4 protein-coding genes and 1 pseudogene are annotated in these 3,148 nt (G+C 34.7%); all 5 read left to right on the top strand.

The window, feature by feature from the left end; genetic code table 11:
• Nucleotides 1-1,383 (top strand): RHS repeat domain-containing protein (locus tag BW928_RS11870; protein ID WP_200800851.1); only part of this gene is annotated, 1,383 nt, incomplete at its 5' end.
• Nucleotides 1,380-1,784, top strand: coding sequence for a hypothetical protein (locus BW928_RS11125; RefSeq protein ID WP_076556273.1), 405 nt, complete (start codon nucleotides 1,380-1,382; stop codon nucleotides 1,782-1,784). The genes BW928_RS11870 and BW928_RS11125, both read left to right, overlap by 4 nt.
• Before the next feature lie 46 nt (nucleotides 1,785-1,830).
• Nucleotides 1,831-2,148 (top strand): annotated as a pseudogene (locus BW928_RS11535) (RHS repeat-associated core domain-containing protein); the annotation flags it as partial.
• Nucleotides 2,149-2,208: 60 nt separating this feature from the next.
• The gene (locus tag BW928_RS12015; protein ID WP_311195270.1) at nucleotides 2,209-2,550 is read left to right on the top strand and encodes a polymorphic toxin type 15 domain-containing protein; all 342 of its coding nucleotides are present in this window, start codon (nucleotides 2,209-2,211) and stop codon (nucleotides 2,548-2,550) included.
• An 8-nt stretch (nucleotides 2,551-2,558) separates the two neighbouring features.
• Nucleotides 2,559-2,960 (top strand): hypothetical protein, encoded by a 402-nt coding sequence (locus tag BW928_RS11110; RefSeq protein WP_076556271.1) that lies wholly within the window; start codon nucleotides 2,559-2,561, stop codon nucleotides 2,958-2,960.
• The last annotated feature ends 188 nt before the right edge of the window (nucleotides 2,961-3,148 follow it).

Genomic DNA, 3,148 nt, shown 5'->3' with positions numbered 1-3,148 from the left:
TACACCTATGATAAACTTGGCAGACTGACCCAGCACAAACTTGCCGACCACCAAACCCACACAGGACACACTGAAACCTTTGCCTTTGACCCTGCATCAAACAGAGTGCCATTGCCAAACAGTCAAGATGTTCACCCCAAAACCAAAAGACCTACCAAACTCATCTCCCAAAACAAAGAGATTAGCTACACCTATGACAGTCATGGCAATATCAAGACCAAGACAGAAGTACCCATAGACAAACAAGGCAATCAAATCGCTCAATCCAAAAATGGATTAATCGGCTATCGCAAATCCATTCAGTTTGTCTATCACCCAAACAATGAATTAAAACAAACCATCACCATCATAGACACAGGTTTAGAAGTTCAAAGAACCACCACAAGCTACCACTACGATGCCTTTGGAAGACGCATTGCCAAAAACTCAAAGGTTGAAAGATTAAACAAACTCAATCAAAACGGTCAGTTAGTTCGTTATCCAACCACCTTACTACACCTATCCAAAACCCAAAAGACACAGCATCAAACCACCTTAATGCTGTGGGAAGGTAATAGACAACTACAAGAATACACCAACCACCACATCTTCACCACCGTCTATGACCAAGACAGCTTTGAGCCTGTGTCAAGACTGGTACAGGACAGACAAGATACCAGTCAAATCAAAGTCTATCATTATCACAATAATCACTTGGGAACACCACAGGAATTGACGGATGACTGTGGGAATGTCATCTGGGCGAATTATGAATATGCTTGGGGTGGGCGATATAATCACTTCTACAAAGAGCAGTCTTTAAATAATTGTGTTATAATTGAGAGTGATTTACAGCCCATTAGATTTCAAGGTCAGTTTTATGATGTAGAGACAGGACTGCATTACAATAGATTCCGCTACTATGATAGTGATGTTGGGATGTTTATCCAAAGAGATCCGATTGGGCTTTTGGGTGGGAATAATGTATTTCAGTATGCTCCTAATCCTGTGGGGTGGGTGGATCCGTGGGGGTTGAACAGAATAAAAGCCACGCTAAGCCTAGCTAGTGGTACATCACATAACTTCGAAGTAAAAGCTACTAGTGGAGCTAAAACAGTTCCTATGAGAACAGAAGATGCTGAACAAAAATTATTGAGAACAATAGAAAATAGTTTTTCTAAATCAGAGCTTAAAGGTTCTACATTAGAAATTATTTCCCAGCAAACATTTATGAAAAGTAATGGCAGAACTTTTCCTGTTAAAGGAATGAACCCTTGTGAATTCTGTGATAATGCTATGGATAATTTTGCTAAAAACAATGATATGAGAATTACTTATGTTAATGGAAAAAATAAATTTGAATACCCAAAAATTGATGGTTTAGATGGTAAGGGGTGTCTATGAATATAAAATATAATTTAGGAATTGTTAAAGATGTAACTTATATTGATGATGATATAATTACAGGAATTATAATTGATGATATAAGTTATTTTATTTATAATATATCAAACAATGACTATGTTTTAATTTTACAATATATTTCTAGTAATAGAGAAAAAATAGTTAAAAATATAGAATTTTTTTTAAATAAAGAACTAAATAAAGAAAAAATAAAGACAGTTAATTGTTCGCCAATTATTGTTAAAAATGAAAATATTATTTTTTTCTCACCAAATAAAATATCAATACACTTTACCTACACCAATATAATCGGAGCTTTGGAGATTGGGATAATGGTTGATATTGATGGTCTTTACCCAAAATATTATGCTCTGCTTGATGATAGCGAAATAGTTTCGTAGTTGCCTACCACGCAAATTTTTATTTTGCTAATTCTATCATTACCACAACAACTATCTAGGGACACCCCAAGAACTAACCAACGAACAAGGCGAAGTTGTTTGGTATAATTATGAGTGGGCATGGGGTGGCACTTATCAAAGCTATTATCAAGAGCAATCTTTAAATAACATTGCTATTGACAAAGATGAGCTACAACCTTTAAAATTCCAAGGTCAATTTTTTGATACTGAAACATCACTACATTATAACCGTTTCCGTTATTATGATTCTGATGTGGGAATGTTTATCCAACGAGATCCAATAGGATTATTAGGCGGTAATAATGTATTTCAGTATGCTCCGAATCCTGTGGGGTGGGTGGATCCGTTTGGTCTTGCTTGCTTAGTATATAACCACAAAAAGAAAGCAGGCAAAAAAACCAATATGGCAGAACTCAGAAGGCAAATAAGAGGGCAAATATCTGCTATGAATAGAATTATTCAGCAAGAAGGTATGATTGGTTTAAAAAATAGAATAAGAAATTATTCCGATGATTTAAGAAAGCAAGGTGATGCTTTCATTAGTTCTTTGGGTAGTGCTGGAAAAGGCAAAGCTTGGTTGCACGAACCAGATATGAGGGTGGGTGGACTACCAACTGATGTATCCAGAACTGGTGATGAACGCATTAATTCAATTATCGGCGGTCAAGCAAGCAGAATATATAAAGATATCCTAGCTATGCCTGACAATACCACTAAAATAACATATAAGCTCAAAATTAAATGAGGTTAGCAATGAATTCTTTAAATTTTATAGAAAAATATAAGTCATTAAAAAATGATGATGACAAGATAGATTTTTTATCTTGCTTTTTTGAAGGTAAATTGAATATCAATTTAGATATTTACAATTTATTGATAGAGGAATTAGATAATCATCAGGTTTTAGACGAATTTTTGGTTGTTAAAATAATTAAAGTTTTATCTAGATTTTATAATGACTTTTCTGATACTACTCGTGATATAATATTTAATGTCTTTTTAACCACCGAAGAAGATTTAGTTCAACAACATTCTCTTTTGGAGTTAGAGTTTAAGCAATTTTCCAAAGAACAGATTGAAATTCTAAAAGAAAAAATAAATGATGCAGATGAAGATTTGCAACCAATTATTGAAAGTATATTGGAAAGGCAGTAGTTCTATGGGGTGTGTAAAATGCACCCTTTATTTTTTAAAAAAAGCATTACAACAAAAGACCAAGACGGACACACCCACACCCAAGAAATCCGCCACAGCCAAACCAATGAACTGCACCAAGAAGTGTTAAGACAACACGGACAGAGCAAAACAAACCAAAGCCACCACACTGCCTTTGACTATGATTC

Source organism: Moraxella cuniculi DSM 21768, assembly GCF_900156515.1.
GTDB lineage: Bacteria > Pseudomonadota > Gammaproteobacteria > Pseudomonadales > Moraxellaceae > Moraxella > Moraxella cuniculi.
Note: the sequence above shows the minus strand (reverse complement) of the source record. Positions and strands in the feature narration are given on the sequence as shown.

Excerpts from the sequence above, each read along its gene's own strand:
- BW928_RS11125 (WP_076556273.1), top strand. The coding sequence starts at position 1,380 with ATGAATATAAAATATAATTTAGGAATTGTTAAAGATGTAACTTATATT.
- BW928_RS12015 (WP_311195270.1), top strand. The coding sequence starts at position 2,209 with ATGGCAGAACTCAGAAGGCAAATAAGAGGGCAAATATCTGCTATGAAT.
- BW928_RS11110 (WP_076556271.1), top strand. The coding sequence starts at position 2,559 with ATGAATTCTTTAAATTTTATAGAAAAATATAAGTCATTAAAAAATGAT.